Raw genomic sequence first — 22,834 nt, 5'->3', positions numbered from 1 at the left:
TAACAAGGTGGCAGCAGCATAAAAAAAGCGTTAGTGCATTCCTAGCTAGAAACTAATTAACGCCCTTCATTAAACTTCATACGGGTAACAAATTATGCCAGAAAATACGGATAACAAAGCTTCTAAATCAGACAATCAGGCTATTGCTTATAAAGAACGCCTCAATTCTTGGGCGATCGCTCGTCTAGTTCCTAATACACAACAGGAAATTGTTGCTCGCTTCCGCAGCCGATCTGATGCTGATGGCTATATGCGACACCTCCCTCAGGAAATACCAAATGCTTCCTATATGGTTATTTTTGATTGTCAACGACAAGAAGCTGTAATTTAAAATATAAGTACAGAAATAGACCTATTTTAAAAAATAGGTAACAGCTTACAGGTGACAATAACCCAATACGCTTGAGTTTACGCTAAAAACTAAAACTGCCGTAATTCAGCACTCAGGAGTCAGAATTTATAAGAACTACAGAATAATTAGCATATTTATTCATCAAATGTTCTTCTTATTCTTTAAGTATTCTAACTCCTGAATTCTGTTCGATAAAATAAGCTAATGTACTTTTAATTTGCATAACTAGAGCGGGCAAGATGCCCACCCCACAAGAGTTTTAATTCCAGGTAATATGCAAGTTAAATCTCCAACAGCTAGCCCTTTCAAGGTGACTCGTAAAATCTCTGTTTTTCTCTCTGTGCCTCTGCGGTTTAAAAGTAATTTATTTAACCACTCCACACGCAGATAACACAGAGTTAAGAGATTAAAGAGGAATTTTTTGAGCAAAATTTTTACTTACCTTGAAAGAGGTAGTACAACACAGCGTAAATAAACCACCCATTTAAAATAGCCAGAAAGCTTACAAAATAGGCATTGTTTCTTTTTACTTTTTACTTTTGCCTTCTTGTACTAGTCTTAATAACTATAAATTATTAAGTTTTTTGCCAAGATTATATACAAATGTTTTAATCAAAAACTCCGTAATTGTACCCTTGACATTGATATTTTAAATTCTTTAGAAGTAAAAGTTAGTGTATTCAGTAGGAAGGAGTAACTCACTTTTAAAAGCGTGGAATTGAAGCAAGACTGGAAGCTTTGTATCAAGACCTATAGCGCGAGATACAATTCTTCTTTTGAAACTGGGTAATAGTCCAGAAATCATTTATAGTTCTTTACTCCTGCAATAGCTGCCTGACGCTCTCTAAGAGATGCTGCGCTGTCTACCTCCTGACTTGAAGGTGCTGGGGGAATTTAGCCCGTGCTGAGGGCTGAGTAAAAATACCAGTCCCCAGTCCCCAGTTATTCTTTCATTCAAGGCTTTTGAAACTTGTTTCATCGGGACTGCCTTCTCTAATAAGCCCTGAAAGTGCTGGAGGGTTAATAAATGGTCAAACAGCACTTATATGACTGGTTTAAAGCTGTGAAATTTTTCCGCAAACAAGAATTACTAGCGCTGTTGCTGGGGATTATCTTTTCAATCTCTGTAGTCCTACTTTGGCAGAGACTTTTAATCCAAACTCCGGGGTTATTCGCACAAATAGTATTGATTGCAGGGTTATTTATTGTTATTACCCTGATATTATCAATCTATTTCACCTTGATGATGAAAGCAAGTAACCAACAGATAAAAGCAATAAATCAGGAATTAAGTCATCGGATTCTTGAACAGAAACAGACAGAAATTGCCCTCCGCACCAGTGAAAATCATTTGCGACAGCTGTTGGAAACTGTCAAAGTCATCCCTTGGGAATTAGATTTGAAGACTTGGCGATTTACTTACGTTGGGCCGCAAGCGGTAGACTTGCTAAATTATGCGATCGCAGAATGGTACAAGGAAAATTTTTGGGTTAATCATCTGCATCCACATGACAAGCAAAAGTCTGTTTGTTTTCGCCAAGAAGCAACTGCTAGGTGCGAAAATCACGAATTAGAATACCGAATGTTAGCAGCCGATGGGCGAGTTATTTGGCTACGCGACATTGTTCGTGTAGTTGAAGAAGCAGGAACTCCTACCATGCTGAGGGGGTTTATGTTTGACATTACTGATTTAAAGATGGTTGAAGAAACCTTGAGACTGAGGGAGAGGGCGCTTGCTGCTACCAGTAATGGAATTATTATTGCCGATGCTAGACTCGCTTACAATCCGGTTATTTACGTCAACCACGCCTTTGAGCAAATAACAGGCTACAGTGCGACTGAGGTGATTGGGCAAAACTGTCGATTTTTGCAACGCACAGATACCCAGCAACCAGTACTCAATGAATTGCGATCATCTCTTCAAGCTGGAACGAGTTGTAAAGTGGTTCTTCGCAACTATCGCAAAGATGGTACTTTGTTTTGGAATGAATTGAGTATTTCTCCGATCTATGATGAAAATGGCAAGTTAAGCCACTTTATTGGAATTCAGACAGATATTAGCGATGTCTACGAGGAGCTGCGCTTACGCAAGCTTGCCGAAGCAAGTCTACGTCGGCAAGCCCTTACTTTTGAAAACATGCATGATAGTGTAATTATCACAGATTTAATCGGCAATATTATTGACTGGAATCCTGCTGCCGAAACTATGTATGGCTATAGCAAAGCAGAGGTTTTAGCTAAAACTCCCAGTATTCTGCAACAGCCGGAAGTAGCCCCAACATTAAGCAGCAAAATTCTCGAAACAATCAACCAGCAGGGACGCTGGTCGGGGGAAATACACTTTATTCGTAAAGATGGTAGTGAGGGAATTTCTGAAACAACCGTAGTTTCCTTACAGGATGAACAGGGAGAAACGATCGCCACTGTTAGCATTAATCACGACATTACCGAAAACAAACGGGCTAAAGAGGCGCTGCAAAGGCAATTGCATCGCACTCTACTACTTGAACAAATTACTCAGGAAATTCGGCAAAGTCTTGATACTAGTAAAATCTTTGAGACGGCTGCTACCCAAATTGGACAAGCCTTTGAAGTTGAACGCTGTCTGATTCATTCTTATATTAGTTACCCTACACCCCGAATTCCATTCGTGGCAGAGTATAATACACTCCCCGATCGCTGCAATATGTTGAAATCGGAAGTTTCCCTGACTAATAATCCCTATGCAGAGCAGATGATGGCACAAGAAAGTGCGATCGCTTCTTGTGATGTGTACGTTGATCCTTTACTCCAGGGGGCTGAAGCGATCTGCCGAAAAATTGGGTTGAAGTCTATGCTGTCAATCCGTACATCCTATCAAGGAGAACCCAATGGTGCGATCGTTTTACATCAGTGCAGCTATTTTCGCCAGTGGACACAAGACGAAATCGAATTACTAGAAGCAGTGGCGGCTCAATTAGGTATTGCTCTAGCACAAGCTCAATTACTGGAACAAGAAACACGCCGACGGGAAGAACTTACCGTGAAAAACTTTGCCTTGGAGCAGGCAAAACGTCACGCAGAAGCCGCAAATCGGGCAAAAAGTGAGTTTTTGGCGATGATGAGCCACGAAATTCGGACTCCAATGAATGCTGTTATTGCTATGACAGGTTTACTGCTGGATACTGACCTCACACCTCAACAGCAAGACTTTGTGGAAACAGTCCGCAGTAGCGGAGATGCTTTACTCACCATCATTAACGACATTTTAGATTTCTCCAAAATTGAGTCGGGCAAACTGGAATTAGAAGAACAGCCTTTTGATTTAAGGGCTTGTGTGGAGCAGGCTATTTCCTTTTTAGCTCCGAAAGCTGCTCAAAAGAATATCGAATTAGTTTACCTGATCCAGCCCCAAGTTCCAACTCAGATTATCAGCGACATGACTCGTCTACGCCAAGTCTTGATGAATCTTCTCAACAATGCCATTAAATTTACTGAACACGGAGAAGTGCTACTCTCTGTGGAACTGGGGACTGGGGATCGGGGATTCGGGATAAAGAGTCATGGGGATTTGGATCAAGAAACTTCTTCCCAATCCTTAGTCCTCAATTTCCAATTTCCAGTCCCCAGTACCCAATCCCCAGTCCCCAATCCCCAGTACCCAATCCCCAGTACCCAGTCCCCAGTCCCCAGTCCCCAATCTCCAATTCCCAATCCCCAATCCCCAGTCCCTAGTACCCAGTCCCCAGTACCCAGTCCCCAGTACCCAGTCCAAATTCAATTTGCTATCAAAGATACAGGTATTGGCATCGCACCAGATAAAATAGAGCGATTATTTCAACCTTTCACTCAGGCTGATGTCTCCATGACTAGACGATATGGCGGCACAGGGCTAGGACTAGTAATCAGCAAGCGGCTTAGTAAGATGATGGGTGGCACTCTTTGGGTAGAAAGCCAGGGATTTGTCGGTGGCAATCCTAGCCCTAGATGGAAAAATGGAAAATTATTATCATCTCCTGATTCTTCCCAAGGTTCAACATTTTACTTCACTATTACAACCAAAATAGCTGCTCAGTCAGAACAACCGGAATTAAGCACTCCGCCAGTGCATCTGGCATCCAAGCGAATCTTGATTGTGGATGACAATCTGACCAACTGCCAAATTCTCTGTTTGCAAGTAGAGTCTTGGAAGATGGAAACTTATGCTGCCAAATCTGCGAAAGAAGCTTTAGCTGAACTTGCTCAGGGAACACAGTTTGATATTGCCATTTTAGATATGCAGATGCCAGAAATGGATGGCATATCCCTAGCTCGTCAAATCCGTAAGCAATCTAGTTATCAAAATCTGCCTTTAGTGATTATGACTTCTTTGGGTAAAGTAGAAACTTTCTCTGACTTTAATGATGTTCAGTTTGCTGCCTCTTTGAGTAAACCCATAAAACAGTCTCAACTCTACGATGTTATTACCCGTCTTTTGGGAAATCAACCGATCCAAGCCAGTGTTTCTCATTTTCCCTTGGTTGATCGGGATTTAGCCCATCGACTGCCACTGCGGATTCTTTTGGCAGAGGATACGGTTGTCAATCAGAAAGTTGCCCTATTGATGCTGCAAAAAATAGGTTATGGAGCAGATGTAGTCACGAATGGGCTAGAAGCGATCGCAGCCTTGCGAAAACAGCCTTATGACGTAGTGTTGATGGATGTCAATATGCCAGAAATGGATGGGTTAGAAGCAACTCGGAGAATCTGTCAAGAATGGGGAGTGGGTTTTCGTCCTTATATCATTGCCATAACTGCTAATGCAGTGCGGGGCGATCGCCAAATTTGTCTTGCTGCTGGTATGGATGACTACATTAGCAAACCGATTCAGCTTCCAGAGTTAGCTCAGGCTCTCAGCAAATGTCCACCTCAAAGAAGTTCTGAATTCACTTCCATAGTCAAACAAGAGAAAGTGATGTACCCAGAATTGCAACCTTCGCCAAATATTCTACAGTCAGGGCAAAACCAGAGATTAAAAAGCGCTAATAATATTGATGCCAAAATCCTCCAATCCTTGCGGAATATGGTCAGAGGAGATCGTTTGGTATTTGCTCAACTAATTGAGTGTTATCTTACAGAAACACCGAGACTAGTTGAAAATATAAACACAGCTATTATAAATCAGGATACCGAAACCCTATGGAAGACAGCCCATCAACTCAAGTCCAGCAGTGCTTCTGTTGGGGCGATCGCCTTGGCGCAGCTTTGCAGGCTGTTAGAAGCACAGGGACGTAGCTGTAAATTAGAAAACATCCTAGAATTATTTTCACAATTATATCAGGAATATGAACAAGTTAAAACTGCCTTAGAAAAAGAACTTGCGAAGGAAGCACCATGAAAGCCACTGCTCAAGAAAGCCAATCTTTAGTTTTAATTGTTGATGATGAACCTTTTATTCGCCTGATACTGCGGCATTTCTTGGAGCGGGAAGGCTATCAAATAGCAGAGGCTCAAAATGGTATAGAGGCTTTAACTGTTTTTAAGCAACTGCACCCTGATATAGTACTCCTTGATGCCATAATGCCGGATCTGGATGGGTTCGAGTGTTGCACTCAGTTACAGCTTTTGGATTATAACAAGCACACTCCAGTTTTAATGATTACAGGACTTGAGGATCAAGAGTCAGTTGACCGTGCATTTGCAGTGGGAGCAATGGATTATGTTACCAAACCGGTTCACTGGCCAGTTTTGCGACAACGGGTCAAACGCTTGATTGAGCAATCTCAGTTACAGCAAAAACTGGAAGCCGTGAATACGGAATTGCAGAGATTAGTTACTATCGATGGATTAACTCAAGTAGCTAATCGCCGACGTTTTGAAGAGTATTTCAACCAAGAATGGCAACGCCTAAAACGCGAACAAAGTCCGCTTTCCTTGATTCTTTGCGATGTTGATTTCTTCAAATTATATAATGATACTTATGGTCATCGGATAGGCGATCGCTGTCTTCAAGAAATTGCTCAAGCCGTCAAAGATATTATTAAACGCCCAGGAGATTTAGTTGCCCGTTATGGCGGCGAAGAATTTGCTGTCATTTTACCTAACACAGACACCGAGGGGGCGACTCATGTTGCCGACAAAATTTGTCATGCTGTCCGAACACTAGCAATTCCTCATAAAAATTCCCAAGTTAGTCCTCATGTAACCATTAGCGTTGGGTTTACGACAGAAATTCCTCAAGCTGATTCTGACTTAGAAGAAATGATTGCCGCAGCGGATCGGGCGTTGTATAAAGCAAAGGCAGCAGGACGCGATCGCTTTGTGCAAAATATTTTACTACCCAGAAGTAAAAATTCCTACTAATACGCAAACTTCATACATTTCCAGCCTGTTTTTAATGTATTGGTTGGTATTAGCGTCTGCTTATTCTATGCTTTGAAAATGAACCTATCCCACTAATGCCAGATTGTAGTAATCTATTTTTTGGCAAGAGGTTGGATGTATTAGTGATGGCTGGACGTTTTGAGGGATTGAGCGACCTAGAATGGAAGCTATTTGAGGATATATTTCCTAAGCAGGCATCCAAACGTGGTAAAGGAATGCCTCATGCACCGTATCGCTATGTATTAAATAGTCTGTTATACATTCTGATAACTGGATGTCGATGGTGTGACCTTCCACGAGGGGATATATGGGCATCGAAAAGCTCATCCCATCGATGGTTAAAGCGATGGCGTTCTGATGGGACATTTGAATATATACAAGGACGTGTATTAGCGATCGCTAATGAGAAGGGGCTTATAAACTGGGACTTTGGGGCTGTTGACGGCTCTTTTTCCCCCTGGAAAGGGAGGAGGTGAAGAAGTTGCGTATGGAGGGAAAGGGAAAGGTGTTCTTATCCATACACTTACCGAAGGTGGTGGAATGCCCTTGGCTAATTGCACTACCCCAGCCAATGGCAACGAGAGAGAACAAGTAATACCTCTACTCGATAAAGTTAAACTTAAAACATTAAAACGTGGCAGACCACGTAAGCGAATCAAAGTACTAGCTGCTGATAAAGGTTACGACTCGAAACAAAAACGCGCTGACCTGCGGAAACGAGGTATTCGTCCTCAAATCCCGAAACGAGTTTGGAAAACCAAGAAAAATAGAGGAAGACCAATCAAAATCTCTGTTCCTAGATTTCAGCAAGAACGGTGTTTTGCTTGGTATCAGCGCAAATACCGCCGTCTCGTTGTTAGATGGGAACGTCAAAAAGTTTACTTCGATGCATTCATTGACCTTGCTACAATCCACATCTGGATTAACAAAATATTATTAGTGGGATAGGTTCATGCAAACCGACCTTTAAACTATTCATCCAAGATGGATCAATTAGATGATCGTGTTGCAGCCGACCCACAACAATAGCCGAATGAATACCGATACGTTCCGCAAAATCAATCACATCAGTTTTAGGTTTAAGCTCCGCTAATTCCCATGCGTTACTAGACTAATACAAGTTTACCAAAATGGTAAACAAATTTGTTATTTTTCCAGATAATCTAGCATATAAACTAATCAGCAAAGCTTAAAAATCTACGCCTCGTTTGAGTTCTACACCTTGATTAGCATAGTGTTTGTGGCAATAAACCTCTGAGTGGACGCTAGCCAAGTCGAAGTAGGCTGGTGGATTTTGACAGCGGCCAGTGATGATGATTTCGGTGTCGCGGGGTTTGCGGAGTAAAGCTTGAACAATGGGTTCAACGGGGAGTAGTTCTAAATCAACGGTGGGATTGAGTTCATCGAGAATAATAGTTTTATACAATCCAGAGGCGATCGCAACTTTCGCAATTTCCCAACCCCGTTCGGCTTCTACATAATCTAATTCTTGCCGGGAATTTCGCCAGACGATGGCATCTCCACCGCAGCGCTGATGATCCACCACTTCTGGATATGACTGCTGCAAAGCGGCGATCGCAGCATCTTCTGTGTAGCCACTACCACCTTTAAGCCACTGCATAATCAATACACGCGTAGACCCTGGATGATTAATTCCTCTACCAATGGCCTGCAAAGCTTTGCCCAAAGCACTAGTAGACTTACCTTTACCAGCACCAGTATAAATTTCAATCCCTTCAAGTAAGAGGGCTTTGGCTGTTGGGTGGTGATGAGGTTTCATTTCTGAGTGCAAATCTGCAATATCAAGCAATTTTTGCGGTGCAGCGCGTCCAGTGGCGATGATTTCTAACTCTTGGGGTTTGGATTTTAATGTCCGTACCACTTCATCTACTGGTAGCAAACCTAAATCCAAAACGGGATTAATTTCATCCAAGACAACAACTGAATATAGGCCGCTAGCGATCGCACCTTTGGCTACATCCCAACCCCGCGTCGCTTCATCTCGATCAAAGATGGTAATTTCATCATGCCCAAAAAATTCGGCTCTCCCCGTGCGAACCTGGTCAATTAAATGAGGAAATCCGCGTTGCAAAGCTGCGATCGCGCCATCTTCGTCATAATCACGTTCTGGCCCTTTTAAAAACCGCAACAGCAAAACGCGGTTAGAATTGCTAGGCGTATTTATCCCCAAGCCAATAGAGCGCAAAACCACCCCTAAAGCCGCTTGGGACTTACCTTTACCCACGCCATCATAGACGTGAATTTGACCAACGAGCCGTTCCTGACGCACTTGCGCCGTGCGAATACCAATACCGTTCCTTGTCATTTCTCGAAAAGTTATAACGTGGCAGTCTTTAATCTTACCTAACGTCTTGTCTTCTCAGGTAGAGAAACTGCCGCTCAAAAGAGTCCGTACAATGGCTCAATTAATGTATTAAAAATATCAAGGGAACTACAAGAAATAAATTATCCAATATTGTGGGGTGGGCGTCTCGCTCGCCCTATGGACTAGGCGCTCATGTTGCCCACCCCACAGGAGCTAATTGGATATTTTTCTATATGGAAGTCCTAATAATGGAATACTCGCACACCAGCATAGTAAAGGACAAAAACAATGAGATAATTTCCCCCATTACCCTCACTATCCCAGTTATACTCTCTACAGTTAACCCTTACCCTTGACGATTTATGCCTGAAAATTGGATGCTTCCGAGGATTTTTCCCATTGGTGGAATCTTGTTTGACCTTTTATTTGTAATGATTGCCATCCCCATCGAAGCTTATGTTTTGCACTCTCGACTCAAATTTGACAAAAAAACCAGTACTTTTTATGCCATTTCTATTAATCTTTTTTCTAGTGTAATTGGTTGGTTCATATTTTTTGTATCGGAACCAATGTTGCCGATACAGATTAAATCAGAATTAATTAACTATATGCTTTTTAATAGTTTTAAATTGCCAAGTACCCAAACTTTAATTATATTAACTGCCTGTATAATTTTCTTCGCTACTTTTTTGATGAAATTTTTTATTTTAAGAGTTTTGCTATTATCATTACATGAACCATCTGCTAAAAAAGAAGCTAAAGAAGAAGAAGAAACTAAAATATCTCAGAGACAGCAAAGGCTCCGTCTGAGCAGCGTTAACTTTCAAAATACCAATTTAGTTACTACTATATTAATAGCAAATTCTCTGAGCTATACTGCTATAACCATTGTTTTATTATTTCGGTCAAAATAGCAATATTTACTTGTTTAATTCAGAGGAAGATGAGCGATCAATTAATCAGGTGTAGAGAGGAATATGAATACGCTATTTAAAGATGTATTTGGGGTTTTTAAATTTGCGGAAGGGCTTTATGCGGGAATTAGAAAAATATTAGTTCCACCGAAAGCTTATTCTTGGCAGACATTTATTTATATGAGTGTTTTTTCTTGGGGAATCTCATATTTTGCCACAGGTTATATTAAAGATATCATTGCCTTTTTTGGTTGGTTATTTTTAATTGCTGGCACAGCTTGGTATACAACTGAAGATCCTTTAAGAGTTCCTGGTACTTTTATGCCAGTTGGTGCAGTCATCACTGGATTCTTAGTAAGTGTTTTTGCTTTTGGAAATCAACAGGATGTAATTACAGCAAGAACAATCGTTTTTTGGCCGACACTTTCAGCACTAATTACGGCAATACCAGAATTTATTGAAGGAAATGACACCGACGCTAAAGCTCGAATTCCTAAACCACAAGACCGCCAAAGAATCATAATTTTGGTTGCTAGTAGTATGCTGCTAAGTTGCTGGATTCAGTTTTATTTTGTGATGGATAATTGGTTACAACAATATCCTAGTTTGCAGGCAGATACTTTTAAACGTAGTACCTTTGTTGTCAGAACAGAAGAACCAGTAAAAATCCCACGAAACGGCGCTATAATTCTAGAGAAACTTCAACCAATAGTAGAAGAAGAAATAGCTAAAAGACCTTGGTCAGAAGTAGAGAAATGGCTGATCCCTCAGAAAGACCGGGAACATCGCGTAGTCACTCTGGGTAGGGAAGTAATTCAAAAAAACCTGGGGAAATATGAAGAAAGGAAACTATGGCGTGTTGAACCGCGTGTAGATAATAATAAGTCTGGATATATATTAGATTTACTAAGTATTTGGATAGGCCCAAGTTCTAACCCACGAGGCTATTACTTGAAAAAATCTTGTCGGATTAAACAACTTCCAGCAACCAGCGATTCCGGCAATAAGATTACAGTTGCAGACATTGAATGCGATGTCGCCAGTAAATTGATTCCTGGTTCACCACTTCCGCAACTGTGAGGAGTGGGGGAGAGGGGCAGGGGGGAGAATAGAATTCCTCTTTCCCCTCCGCTACCTCTTCCCAATAACAAATAACAAATGACAAATGACAAATGACAAATGACTATTAACAGAATTTTTGTATTGGCAAAGAATGTCTTTCAGGAAGTGGTACGCGATCGCATACTATATATTATTGGTTTTTATGCGCTAATACTCGCCATTGCCTTCCGCGCCCTTCCTGAATTTGCAGCTACGACTGAAGGCAAAATGTTTTTAGACTTTGGGATGGCAGCGATGAATGCCATCGGGTTAATTATTACGATATTTATTGGTACAGGATTAGTTAATAAAGAAATTGAAAAGCGCACTATCTTGATGTTGATTGCTAAACCTGTCAGTCGCAGCGAAATTATCGTTGGCAAATACTTGGGTTTATCCGCAGTACTAGCTGTACTGATCGCTATAATGACAGTAATTTATCTGCTATTTCTGCAATTTGGTAATATTCCTCATCCAACGGCGAGTATTTTCATTGCAGCAATTTTCTTATTTTTGCAGTTGTCATTAATCACTGCTGTGGCTATTACCTTCGGTGTTTTTACTGCTTCTCTGTTAGCGACTGTTTTAACCTTTGCGGTATATTTAATCGGCAATATTACTCAAGATTTAGTACAACTTGGTCGTCTTAGCCGCAACCCTGGCATAGAACGTCTAACTCAAGGTTTATTTCTCATCTTGCCAGATTTATCTCGATTAGATTTGAAAAATGATGCCGTTTATGGTCTACAAGCACTACCTGATACAACTACACTGATTCTGAATGCTGGCTATGGTTTACTTTATAGTGCCATATTGTTAGCGATCGCCATTTTTATCTTTTCACAACGCGAATTTTAGGTATGGGGCATGGGGCATTGAAAAGAGACAGAGGGGTAAACAGAAAGTTCTTCCCTCCTGACAAATGACTAATGACAAATGACTATCTGAGGTTGCTCAACCGTGCCATCAGGCATAATAGTATCCCGGAATTTTGCATAAATCAGATTTGTCTTCCAGAGGTTTGCCTTACTCAAGTTTGCCTTGGTTAAATTAGCCCATGTCAAATCTGCACCAGTTAAATTAGCCTCGGTCAAATTAGCTTCTAGTAATTTTGCTCCTGCAAGATTTGCTCCTGCGAGATTTGCAAAACTTAAGTTAGCTTCAATCAGCGATGCTTCAATTAATTTAGCTTCACTTAAGTCTGCTTCTCTCAAATCCACATCACACAAAGAAGCACCCCAAAGATTACTACCTGTAAATTTCACGCGCCATAAAAAAGTTCCGCACAAATTTGCTCCTTTTAAATCAGCATTAGTCAAATTGGCTTCACACAAAGATGCTTCATACAAATTAGCTTCACGTAAGCTAGCTTGCATCAAATTTGCGCCACTTAAATTAGCACGAGTGAGAACACAGCCAGACAAATTTGCACCGCGCAAATCCGCTCCGATAAAGTTAATACCACTTAAATCAATTCCTTTCAGGTCGATTCCACTCAAGTCACATCCACTGAAATCTCGACGCTGAAAATATTTATTTGTAATTTGACTTAATATAAATTCCTGTTGTTGGGCATAATTGTTCATGGTATTCACCTCTGGGTGTAATTTATCTTAAAGGTCGAGTGTGATAGTTACCGTATATTGAGAGTACACCCCAAATGGAGATCGGTTCAGTAAATAATCAAAAATAAATTGACGAGAAATCGCCAATCACCTGAAAATACGCTTTTTCAACAGTTTTTAAAACAAAAAATGCTGACATAAGTCAGGAAATATTCACACAACAGGAGTCACGTCGCTTCTCTACGAGACGCCAAGGGCAAACGCTCCGAATTTAAAATTCAAAATTAATGATCCCCCTAAATTTATTTATGGGCTTGTATCATGAGTCGTTTTCGGTCATACCAATTCTGTATGAAAATGTATAGAAAAAACCCCACCACTTGCGACACTTCTCCTGAGTAAGGAGAGGTTGGGAGGGGTCAAAATAATGTGCAGGTTTACAGAGAATTGGTATCAGGAGTCAAACAGTTTTGGTCGTTTTAGTAGTGACTGTCTTGACTTCTGAACTCACTAATTCTGACTCCTGAATTCTGCTGTAAGTAGTAGTGCAAAATTAAACATACATTTGTCATTGCGAATGAAGCAAAGCGAAATGAAGTAATCGCAAGGGTTTGGGATTGCTTTGCTACATTTCATTTCGTAACCTTCTCTACGAGAGGCTACGCCAACGGGAACGCCAAGGGCGAACGCAATGACATAAATAATTTTGCGTAACCACTTATCATTCCACTCAGGTAACAATTGTGAAGTCAGTCGTTGTCAAGGTGGGAATATTCAGGAGATTGATCAATTCGGCTCCAGTTCCTAAGCCTGCTGTATTGCCATTTTGGTTATAGTAGAGACTGCCACTATTGCGACTGTAAACCAGGAAAGCATTGCTGGTTGCAGCTAAATCATCATCGTCTACAGTAGTAAAATCAGAAACTTGACTCAATCCATTACCGACAATACTACTCAAAGCAGTAAAAGTACTTTTACTGAATACCAGCTTATCGCTTCCAGAAGTAAAATCAGTCAGGATATCGCTACCGAAATCACTACTAGCAAAAGCTCGTCCGCTACTATACAAAAAGCGATCGCTATCTGCTCCACCAGTAAGAATATCATTTCCAGACCCACCGATTAAAGTATCTGCTCCACTTCCACCTGTTAACACATCATTACCAGTCCCCCCATTCAGGGTATTATTGAGGCTATTGCCAATCAAGCGATCGCTACCATTACCACCAATCACATTTTCAATGACATTATTCGCTGATAGGGTCAATTTCAAGTTACTATTGACCGTCTGGGTGGTAGCGATACCTAAATTCACTCGTGTATCTGTGCTAGTACCACTAAAATTTAAAGAATCATTGCCGCCTGTGGTGGTTTCTTGAATGCGATCGCTACCTAGTGGGGTAGAAGCATTGAATGCATAAGTATCATCCCCCGTACCACCTGTCAATATATTATTTCCACTATTACCCGTCAATATATTATTGCCACTATTGCCAGTGCCATTAATATTGCTGGTTCCAGTCAGAGTTAAATTTTCGACACCAGCAGCTAAGGTTGTTGTGGTACTAGCTTGTAAGGTGTCAGTGATGGTGACAGTTCCACTAGCTTTTTGTAAAGCGGCATTGGTAGGGCTAGAAAGGTTAACATTAAAAGTTTCGTTGGCTTCGTTGAGATTATCATTCAGGATAGGAACAGTAATTGTGGCAGTGGTAGTATTCGCCGCAAAAGTCAAAGTACCATTGCGACTGGTATAGTCTGTGTTAGCAGTGGCAGTACCAGGGGTTGTAGCGTAGTTAACTGTGACTGCTTGACTAGATGCACTGCTGAGGGTGACAGTTAAGACAGCTTGCGGGGTTTGCCCTTCGACAACGGTGATGTCATTGATGGAGAGTGTGGGAAGATTGGCATCATCATTGAGTATGGTTCCCAGCCCTTGATTATCGGCAATGGTGGAATTGGTGGCGTTGCTGAGATTGACAAAGAAGGTTTCGTTAGGTTCAAATATTGTATCCCCAGTGACGGCAACAGTGAGGGTTTTACTGGTATTTCCGGGATTGAAGGTTAATGTCCCAGTGGTGGCGGTGTAATCGCTGCCAGCTATAGCTGTGCCGTTAGCGGTAGCATAGTTAACTGTGACAGCAGAGGTACTAGCGGCGGAGAGAGTGACAGTAAAGGTAGCGTTGGTTGTACCTGTATTGCCTTCGGTAACGCTAATATTGTTGATGCTGAGGGTTGGTAAGGCGGCTGCTTGTACTTCAAATGCACCAATATCAACCTTACCGCCAACAACCCGTGCCAAGCCCCGTTCATCGTAGGGAATGGGTTCTGAAGTGTTACCATCGCCGTCAAGGTCTTGTGTATCAACAGGAATCAAGTTGTTGTTGCCGGCGTTAATGGCTGGGCTACCAGTCAGGAGGGCATGGGTAAGGGTGAGTCCGCCATTGTTTTGTAAGGGGCCAAGTCCGGGGTTAGGGTTGATGATATCTGTACCAGTGCCTATAGTTCCACTGGCTCCAGTTAAGCTGCCGATGAGGTTGTTATTATTGCCATTGAATGTGCCAGAGAGATCGGGGTATAACTGAAGCCTGCCATCAAGAGACAAATTTCCAGCTACAATCGTATTCTTGAGATTTACAGTCCCGCTCCTATTACTAACTCCACCGGCATAACCCAGAATGCCGGAAAAAGTGTTATTAGTAACGGTACTGTTCAATAGATTAATTATTCCACCGTCGTTACTTACACCACCAGCACCACCCAAACTCGCACTATTACCACTGACTGTAGTATTGACTAAGGCGGCTGAAGCATTACTAAAATTGTTGTTTATCCCCCCGCCTGTATTAGCAGTATTGCCACTCACCGTTGTATTGATTAAGGTAAGTGTTTTAGAGTTGTATATACCACCACCAAAAGTAGCACCATTATTATTACTAATTGTGGAGTCAATCACAGTCAATGTGCCAGCGTTATTTATACCACCACCACTAGGAACCGTTCCACTGACGCTATTGTTACTAACTGTACTGCCGTTACGCAGGTGGGTATCGCCGGCGTTGTAGATACCCCCTCCATTCTCTGCACTATTGTTACTGACGGTCGTATTGTATAAGTCTAATAAGCCTGTCGAAGCAACTTGAATTCCTCCACCATTTTTACCGGAAATGGCTCCTCCTTTGACTACTAAATTCTGTAAGCTTAATTCTCCTCCAGCCAGTACATCAAAAACGCGATCGCTATTTAATAAATTGGAAGCATCAATAGTTGCTTTTTGTCCACCAACTGCCACAATATAAAGTACATTATTGCGACTTTTAATATCTAAATCTCCAGTGAGGGCATTATCTTCATTAATGCCGTTCGATGTGAGGTTGTAAGTTGCTCCTCCTGTTAACTGGATTTCATAGTCAGTATTCGGGTTTGCATTGGCAATTAAAATCGCATCCCGCAGAGATAACCCATTAGCAGCACTGCCATCATTTTGATCGGCTGTGGTATTGACTGTCAAAATAGTAGGAGGCATTTGAGATTTCCTTGTAGCAAAAGTAGCATTTTATATCATATCCGTTTGATTACTTATTAAACCCAGAGAACTCCACCCCGCCAAAGCTATGCTTTGTTTCCCTTGCCCTTAATAAGGGGTTAGGGGTAGTTTTTTTATGAGTAATTTAGCGGATATGATATTACAACTAATATCATGCCAATCCTAATTATTTATGCGTATCTATAGAGGTTCTCGGCCCCTGTGAGGTACAATAACCCCACCCCTAAACCCTCCCAGCAAGCGAGGCTATGGTGTACACACAAGTCGGAAAAACTTCATCCACCAAAGATTTGCGGTGCTTGACGCTAGGGTGACAAAGCTAAATTGTTGCAATCATGGCGAACGCATTTGTTATTTCGGCGTGTCCATAACGCACCCTAGTGGCGTGGCAAGCTTAAAATAGTGCATTAGATATATGTTGGGTTACGCAAAGCCTCCACCCAACCTACAATTTTTGTAACTTTACCCACGTTTCCTTCTCTACGAGAGGCTGCGCTAACGGAACGCTACGAAAACGTGGGTTGCAAATTCTTTGAGTCCGCGTAGGCGGACTTAGTTTGTGTAGCCGCGATTTCTAATCGCCTGGTATATTTGCAAAGGTGAGATGCTCCCAACACTGATAGCATCAGCGTATTCTTTTGTTACTTTCACTACTGCCCTTTTTGATTTACTTGTAACCAAATTTCTAAACTAGCAAGCAACCACAGCTTTACTCCATAACGACTCCAAGTATCTCCTTGATAGTTTAACCAATTACGAATTGGCAACTGGTTCAAGTAAGGAGTGATAGCTGCATTCGGATTGAGTAATAAATCTCTGGCTTCTTGCTGCCAATATTTGCGAAATCCTAGCTGTACCGGTACCATCATGCCACTTTTAGGACGATGAATAATTGTTTCTGGTAAAATATCTGCGATTGTCGATCGCGCAGCGTCTCCTACAGAAGATGTACTGTATGTAATTGCTTGCTTTAAAACTGCTTTTTCTTCTACTCCAGAAAGCTTATACTTTGGAGGTATTTCCATACTTAAATCTACTATTCGCTGGTCAAACAAGGGAGAACGACCTTGCAAACGAGCAGCTTGAGTCAAGTTACTGACTTTTGTCAGAATTTGGTCAGCGCCTTTAAATTTGATGTTCATTGCCATCAAACGATTAAGATAGTTAGCTTGAGAATATAAGTCTTCTTCAAAAACCCAAGGTGCTGTTTGTATTGCTTGCCAAACTTCTGGTTTTAAAAGTTGCGGTAAGTCAACAGCGCACTTTTGAAAGGAAATTAAATAAGCTTGCAATGCATCTTGATTGGTGACAGAACCATATAAACTATTGATTAACATTGGCTGATTTTTTGGCCCACCAAAACAAGGGTCCCCACCTTCACCATTTAAAACTACTTCTACATTTTCTCTCGCCAGTCGTCCTAGCAGAAGATTGGGAACAGTCAGGGGGTCGCCAATGGGGTCATCTAAATAGGCCATTGTTTCCGGCAAGCGCTCCCACATATCCTTAAAAGTAATTTCTAAAATGTGGTGCTGCGTCTGACAATGGGATGCAACGAGATTGGAAAATTCTAACTCATTGGGAGATTCAGCACCAAAATGAATCGAGAAGGTGTGAACTGGTGCTTTGTGAAATTTTGCCACTAAAGCAGTGATACTGCTAGAATCCAAACCGCCAGAAAGGAAAACACCAACGGGTTCATTTGCCGGTGGTAAATATTCTTGAACAACTTGGTCTAGAAGTTCTCGCAAGCGATCGCCATGCCATGCTAAAGGCTTATCTATTGCTATAATCTTTTCTTGAAGCTGCCAATAAGCTTCAACTTTCTGGCCGGGAAATTCTAAAACGGTTCCAGGTCGCAGTTCTCGCACCTGTTCCCAAAGGGTTCGTTCTCCGGGAACAAAGGCACAACAAAGATAATCTCGCAACGCCACCAAATCTAAATCAGATGAACGATGAGGTGATAAAGTTCTCAACTGAGGTGCAATCCAACGAACCGAACCAGTGGTAGTGTAATAGAGGGTACGAACACCGATGCGATCGCGAACCAACTTTAACACCTGTTTGTCTCTATCCCAAACCACCAGCGCAAACATCCCCACAAGTTGCCTAAGACATTCAAAGCCCTGTCGTTCCCAAAGATTGGCAACTAGTTGCAAATAATTTCCTTGAAAGCTATCCGGTTCAATTCCCAAATTTTGCAGCAATTGCACTTGGTTAGTTAACCAAATATCACCAACAACAACAAATCGTCCTCCAGAACTGATTGCTAATTTCTCCGTCGGAAATTCAGAATTTGTACGTGGTAGAATTACAGAAATTTTATCATCTCGCCAAGCTATATCCTCATAATTTGCATCAACTGTTCCCCATGCTACGCGCCAGCTTGGGTTAGTCTTGATGAATTTGATTTTAGGAGATTTATATTTTTTAAACGCATCAAATAGCATGAGAAATTTCTAACGCATAATCAGTAATTTTAAAGCATTAATGGATTTTTGAGAGATCGCTCTTTGTAAGGTAAGATTGGTGCGATCGCTAAACTTTATCTTCAGGATGAACGGAGATATCTTTACAAATTATCTCATCTATATTTGTATTAATTAAATTCTCGATAGTTACAAAGTCATTTTTAATAAAGTGTCGCCAAAATTCCTGCACTTTATTCATTAATTCCTCAAGATCAGCATCTTCATAATCTTTAGGATTGAGAACAGATTTTTTATAAATAGTTGTCCATTTTGGTGTTAAGGGTTTCTTCTGAAAAGGAGGTATATTTTTCTGGGATATTTTATATATTTTTTCACGGATGGATTTATCCTCATGAGGACAAATTAGCACTTTTATTATTAACCCTTTAGGATAATTTTCAAATTGCAAATGCAGATTTAATTTATTGTCTTCCCATTTTTTAGGGATGATAGCTATGCATGTCTTACCCCAAAAATATACAGATATTTTTTGAGAGTCAATCTCACGAATTACTAATTCGTGAATTCTTGTAGCAATTTCTAATTGTAAGTCTGGACGATGCTCAAAAATTAAATCCAGAGCTTGTTTATGCTTAGTGTATATTTTACGGCAGAGTTCAGCGACTTCTGAATCACTCACAATATGTCTCCTAATTAATGTAGAATAATGAGTCATCAAGGTGTAAACATCTGTACCAAGTGTAGATTTATAACTTATACAAATGCTATCGATTATCTCAGCTATTTTAGAATAGTTATATATTCTCCAATTTTTCTTAGAAGGTGGATCACCTTCTGGTGTTAGATAAATTAAAATTGCTTGACAATCTTTAAATTCTTGCTCAACAGTATTTTGATATTTTATTAATTGATCCATACCTTCTCCAGCGTCAATTTTATTTTCTATGGCACATACTAGTTTATTGCGCGGAGAATGTATGAGAATATCAATGTTTTGCCACTCGCGTCTAACATCTGCATCTGTGAAATCAGCTATATCTATATCAACGGGACTAATTTTTGTATATTTTTCGTCTTTAGGCTCATACTGTTCTAACAGCACTCGCTTAAGAAATCGCTTGAGGAAAATATCATCAAGTCTATGGTTTTCAGATGGATTTAACAGAAATGCTAAAAAATTTGAATGACGTAATTCTTGACGGACTACACCAATCGCTTCAAAAATATTAAATTGAGCGAGTTTTAATTCCAGTTTTTCTAAATCTTCATTATCAACAATCAAACTTTCCAGCAATGCTCGTTCTGTGGGGGGCATTGTCATTACTACTGAATTTTTTACTGGTACGACAGCTGTATTATTCCCATAAATTCAGCAAAAGTTACTCTTGTAGATTAAGAAATAGGCACTCCAATTGGAAAAGTAAAATGAAACTGCTACGCAGTCGCTCATGAGGAAAATCCCCAGGCACTCACAGACTCGTTAACGCCAAGCGATATCAGCAAAATCTAAAATCCAAATAGGAATAAGAATTAAATAACATACAATTTATTTCCCTAACTTACCTCACCCTCAATCCCTCTCCCCGCTTCGGCTACGGTGTACACACAAGTCCTAAAAACCTTGTTTGATACGACTTTTCTCGTTCCCAGTCTCCGACTGGGAATGCCTTCATTGAGTCTCTGACTCAATGTCTGACTGGAGGCAGAGCCTCTAAATCAGGGATTCCTATGCAGAGCATGGGAACGAGAGCAACAAGAGAAGCATTACTTAAGAGAGCTTTCAAATCAATATAGCGGTGTGTAGTTGAATGAGATACAAAGTCCTTGCTGAAATGATATTACAGCAAGGACTCTGGTGTTTTCATCCAATCGATAACCGCTATATGGCGGTTTTGACTTAAGTTCAAATGTACTATCAAAATGTCATTTGTGCGATCGCTATTCTCCCGCCAACAATAAGACTTCTGCATACAATTGTTCACGAATCCAAAAGCCGTTAGCAATCAAATCATCTAATATCGGCTGTACTTGTGACACAAACCCTTGTTGTTTAGCTGCTAGCAAAATGCCCAATAGTCCAGTGACTTGCAGACCAGCCTGAATTGCCTCATTTCTGCCTCTTCGTTCATCGATAATCAGTCGATCGGCATTTAACTCGACAGCAAGGGCGATCGCTTCAGCTTCACCCGGATCTAAGTTAATTTGTAAAGTCTGAAGTAGAACAAGATTTGTAACTGGTATAGTTTGAATCCAATTTAGATTTTTAATTGCCAGTGTACCTGGATCTGTGGCACCAGAGTTAAGAATTTCCTGATAAACTGCCGATGGAATAATCACCTTACCATAGAGTTGCTGCAACAAAGCTAACTGTCCAATGGCAGCGAGGTTGCTGATAGGTGATGTATTGCTGACAACAATCATCGCCAATCGTTAGCTGACAAACTTTTTACATCCTCCTTTAGTTCAGCTATATCGTAGTGCAGAGAAATTTTGCGACTAGCGAGTAACCTCTGAAACTCAAGTTGATTCATCAGAGCAAAATTACTCGCCTGTCCCAATGTAAAACGCTCTTGTTCAAAGAGCATGATTGCAATTTCCTGAAGCAATTCTGTGTCAGACATCTGAATTGTCTGTAAGACTTTATCTGAGATGACAATACTCATAGTCTTAATTAGCTCATTAACGCCTCTAGATTTAGGATAAGCTAAATCGAAGCTTTTAACAGATATATTAGACATCTCCGAAAAAGAACGTAGAGACGTAGCAGTGCTACGTCTCTACAAGGGTTCTGGGTAATGCATATTTAATTTCTGGAGATGTCTATTGCGGCTAAAAAAGCCGTTATCAATTTCTTTTGCTTAAGCGTGGCCAGATGCCCACTCATCCACGCTTAAGCAGCAACTAATCTAGCGCTCTATTTACGTACCAGGTTCAGCAGTTCTTTCGGAGAAGCCAGCAAGTCAATCGCAACAAAGAAGATTTTGCCTTGGGGGTCTAGCAAAAACCGCCATGCAATATTCATTCCCACACTGGCACCGAACCAAGGGGTTTGGACTTTGCCTGTAACTTTAATTTGAGTATAGCCATCTTCCACAGGCTCAGATATACCGCGCTCTGGAATCATCTTCAATCCCTGGCATTCTTCACGCATATAGGCGCGAATTGCATCTTGACCAACAATCGGTCTTTCAAAGGGAGGTTGCAACGCACCTTCAGAGGTAAACAGAGAAACCGCAGCATCAAAGTCATTGGCATTCATGTTGTTGATATAGCCCAACACCGTAGTATTGTTGATGCCCTCGATGTTGACTTTAGTCCGAAACGCTGGTGCAGTCGGAGGAGACACAGGCTCCGAAACTTTTTTGTAACTACCGGGAGCGTTCGGGTCAAATCCCATGCTAATTACGGTATTGCGTAGGATGGTGATTTGTTGACCGGAATCTGCACTGCGGATGGCTTGCAACACATCAGCAGCTTTAGCAGAAAGCTTGTAACCTTCTGGGATTGGAGCAACGATTCCCTGGGCCATCCATTCACCTAACTGATACCAGAAGCCCAATTTGATGTTTACGGTGAAGGATGCATAGGAACGACAGAGAGGAGTGTCAGCACGGTTAGCCAAATCGTACATGACTTGTGTTTGAGCCTCAAAAGGCATCTGCTTAATTTGTTCGAGTAAGCCTTGTGCGAGGATCATATTAGCTGCCCCAGGAGCAGCAACCGTAATACTTCTACCCATCTCGGTATAGGCAAACCAAAGTAATGCTAGTTGATCTTCAGCATTGAGCTTAGAGAATGATTCAACAACGGTTGGAACAACGTCAGCAATTAGGGTGCCGGGAAAAATACTTTGAGCCGACTGGATGGTAAAAGACATAGCAGAAATTCCCAAAAGAAAATTACAGTTCTACCGAATGTGAAAAGATAAGGCGTTTAGCTGTTAATCAAGGCACTCAGCAGTTTTCGCATCACTGGATAGCCCATTGTAGTCATAGCTGTACTAAAGGCATAGCGATGTTGTTGCCGTTGAGTTGAAATACTCGGCAAAGCACATTGCAGGCTCAACTGTATAGTTAGAAAGCCTTGATTAACGGTGCTTTAACGCATTGATGTTGCTCTTGTATCCTTATGTAAAGAAACATAACAACTTCGTTACAAATAAGCAATACTTTCTCAGCCATATATTGATAACTTCTGTTTATATAGCTGGTAAGTTTTACTGAAGTTAAGTTAAACGTAATTGGCGCTTTTATGTGTA

At 41.1% G+C, this 22,834-nt stretch carries 17 protein-coding genes; 8 read left to right on the top strand and 9 right to left on the bottom strand.

From position 1 onward, the window contains the following. Positions 1 to 94: 94 nt before the first annotated feature. Positions 95 to 331 carry a hypothetical protein gene (locus V7L07_RS25990; protein WP_335061699.1) on the top strand — a complete coding sequence of 79 codons (237 nt, stop codon included), beginning with the start codon at positions 95 to 97 and terminating at the stop codon, positions 329 to 331. Positions 332 to 1,196: 865 nt separating this feature from the next. On the opposite strand, the gene V7L07_RS25985 is transcribed toward V7L07_RS25990, so the two are convergent. Next, positions 1,197 to 1,331 (bottom strand): hypothetical protein, encoded by a 135-nt coding sequence (locus V7L07_RS25985; RefSeq protein ID WP_335061697.1) that lies wholly within the window; start codon positions 1,329 to 1,331, stop codon positions 1,197 to 1,199. Positions 1,332 to 1,379: 48 nt separating this feature from the next. Between V7L07_RS25985 and V7L07_RS25980 the strand changes: the two genes are divergently transcribed. From V7L07_RS25980 to V7L07_RS25965, 4 genes are all read left to right on the top strand, one after another. Further along, complete coding sequence (locus V7L07_RS25980) at positions 1,380 to 5,708, top strand: PAS domain S-box protein (RefSeq protein WP_335061696.1); 4,329 nt, start codon at positions 1,380 to 1,382, stop codon at positions 5,706 to 5,708. After that, positions 5,705 to 6,673, top strand: a complete 969-nt coding sequence (locus V7L07_RS25975; RefSeq protein WP_335061694.1) for a GGDEF domain-containing protein — start codon at positions 5,705 to 5,707, stop codon at positions 6,671 to 6,673. Before V7L07_RS25980 ends, V7L07_RS25975 begins: the two co-directional genes overlap by 4 nt. A 95-nt stretch (positions 6,674 to 6,768) precedes the next feature. Next, the gene (locus tag V7L07_RS25970; protein WP_335061692.1) at positions 6,769 to 7,170 is read left to right on the top strand and encodes a transposase; all 402 of its coding nucleotides are present in this window, start codon (positions 6,769 to 6,771) and stop codon (positions 7,168 to 7,170) included. Continuing rightward, complete coding sequence (locus V7L07_RS25965; RefSeq protein WP_335061690.1) at positions 7,124 to 7,642, top strand: transposase; 519 nt, start codon at positions 7,124 to 7,126, stop codon at positions 7,640 to 7,642. The genes V7L07_RS25970 and V7L07_RS25965 overlap by 47 nt, the downstream gene beginning before the upstream one ends. Positions 7,643 to 7,883: 241 nt before the next feature. Here the strand turns inward: V7L07_RS25965 and V7L07_RS25960 are convergent, their stop codons facing one another. Continuing rightward, positions 7,884 to 9,020: a cob(I)yrinic acid a,c-diamide adenosyltransferase gene (locus V7L07_RS25960; protein ID WP_292846879.1), complete on the bottom strand. Its 1,137-nt coding sequence runs from the start codon at positions 9,018 to 9,020 to the stop codon at positions 7,884 to 7,886. A gap of 362 nt (positions 9,021 to 9,382) precedes the next feature. On the opposite strand from V7L07_RS25960, the gene fraC reads away from it, so the two are divergent. The 3 genes from fraC (at position 9,383) to V7L07_RS25945 (ending at position 11,893) form a co-directional block, all read left to right on the top strand. Beyond that, a complete protein-coding gene (gene fraC / locus V7L07_RS25955) occupies positions 9,383 to 9,934 on the top strand; it encodes a filament integrity protein FraC (protein ID WP_335061688.1) in 552 nt (183 codons plus the stop codon). A gap of 63 nt (positions 9,935 to 9,997) precedes the next feature. Then, positions 9,998 to 11,014, top strand: coding sequence for a septal junction protein FraD (fraD, locus tag V7L07_RS25950; RefSeq protein ID WP_335061686.1), 1,017 nt, complete (start codon positions 9,998 to 10,000; stop codon positions 11,012 to 11,014). 99 nt (positions 11,015 to 11,113) lie between these two features. Next, positions 11,114 to 11,893 (top strand): ABC transporter permease, encoded by a 780-nt coding sequence (locus V7L07_RS25945; RefSeq protein ID WP_335061684.1) that lies wholly within the window; start codon positions 11,114 to 11,116, stop codon positions 11,891 to 11,893. A gap of 68 nt (positions 11,894 to 11,961) precedes the next feature. Here V7L07_RS25945 and V7L07_RS25940 read toward each other — a convergent pair whose 3' ends face one another. From V7L07_RS25940 to V7L07_RS25910, 7 genes are all read right to left on the bottom strand, one after another. Beyond that, positions 11,962 to 12,621, bottom strand: a complete 660-nt coding sequence (locus tag V7L07_RS25940; protein WP_335061682.1) for a pentapeptide repeat-containing protein — start codon at positions 12,619 to 12,621, stop codon at positions 11,962 to 11,964. Between the two features lie 709 nt (positions 12,622 to 13,330). After that, a complete protein-coding gene (locus V7L07_RS25935) occupies positions 13,331 to 16,123 on the bottom strand; it encodes a beta strand repeat-containing protein (RefSeq protein WP_335061680.1) in 2,793 nt (930 codons plus the stop codon). A gap of 671 nt (positions 16,124 to 16,794) precedes the next feature. After that, positions 16,795 to 18,594 carry an asparagine synthetase B family protein gene (locus V7L07_RS25930; protein ID WP_335061679.1) on the bottom strand — a complete coding sequence of 600 codons (1,800 nt, stop codon included), beginning with the start codon at positions 18,592 to 18,594 and terminating at the stop codon, positions 16,795 to 16,797. 88 nt (positions 18,595 to 18,682) lie between these two features. After that, positions 18,683 to 19,891, bottom strand: a complete 1,209-nt coding sequence (locus V7L07_RS25925) for a PDDEXK-like family protein (RefSeq protein WP_335061677.1) — start codon at positions 19,889 to 19,891, stop codon at positions 18,683 to 18,685. A gap of 623 nt (positions 19,892 to 20,514) precedes the next feature. Then, entirely contained in the window at positions 20,515 to 20,997 is a 483-nt protein-coding gene (locus V7L07_RS25920) for a DUF3368 domain-containing protein (protein ID WP_335061676.1), read from the bottom strand. Continuing rightward, positions 20,994 to 21,314 (bottom strand): UPF0175 family protein, encoded by a 321-nt coding sequence (locus tag V7L07_RS25915; protein WP_335061674.1) that lies wholly within the window; start codon positions 21,312 to 21,314, stop codon positions 20,994 to 20,996. Before V7L07_RS25915 ends, V7L07_RS25920 begins: the two co-directional genes overlap by 4 nt. 176 nt (positions 21,315 to 21,490) lie before the next feature. Then, positions 21,491 to 22,453, bottom strand: coding sequence for an orange carotenoid protein N-terminal domain-containing protein (locus V7L07_RS25910; protein WP_335061672.1), 963 nt, complete (start codon positions 22,451 to 22,453; stop codon positions 21,491 to 21,493). Positions 22,454 to 22,834 lie beyond the last annotated feature (381 nt).

This window comes from Nostoc sp. (assembly GCF_036916985.1).
Lineage (GTDB): Bacteria > Cyanobacteriota > Cyanobacteriia > Cyanobacteriales > Nostocaceae > Nostoc.
Note: the sequence above shows the minus strand (reverse complement) of the source record. Positions and strands in the feature narration are given on the sequence as shown.